The following is a 545-nucleotide window of genomic DNA, read 5'->3' as shown; positions in this document are numbered from 1 at the left end:
TTAGAAAACCTAGAAAGCATTCCAGGCTTTGCACAGACCACTGCAGTCAGAGTTTTAGCAGAGTTAGGAGATTTACGCAGATTTAGTAATCCTAATAAAATCAATGCTTTTATCGGAATTGATCCAGGCAGATATCAGTCAGGAGAAATGGAATCTAATTTAAGTATTACTAAACATGGCAATGCAGTCGCACGTAAGTTGCTTTATCGAGCTATTGGACAAATTGATAATGCAGCTAAGACAAATCCGTGTCATATAGCAGATTATTATGAAAGCAAAAAGCTATCCTCTCAAACCAAAGGTTTCAAAAAGATAGCTATTGCTTCAATTCATAAACTAATCAGAACCATTTATGCCCTGATTATCAATGATCAACCATATGATTACAACGTAGCCACACATAATCAAAAAGACTTTAGTCGTAATTAATTGATCAAGTACATTATAACGCTAAGCCCAAAAATCAGATATGGATCTGGGCTTATTTGTCGTGTCTAACTAAAAAAATAAATCGACACTAAAAGATGTTTAAGTTGAAATTTAAA

General features: G+C 33.8%; 1 protein-coding gene. It reads left to right on the top strand.

Annotated elements, in window-relative coordinates; genetic code table 11:
* A partial coding sequence (locus CP370_RS09195; protein ID WP_143467881.1) for a transposase occupies positions 1–429 on the top strand: 429 nt, incomplete at its 5' end.
* Positions 430–545: the final 116 nt, after the last annotated feature.

This window comes from Lactobacillus sp. UMNPBX19, from assembly GCF_002553805.1.
Taxonomy (GTDB): domain Bacteria; phylum Bacillota; class Bacilli; order Lactobacillales; family Lactobacillaceae; genus Lactobacillus.
This window is presented reverse-complemented; position numbering and strand designations above follow the sequence as displayed.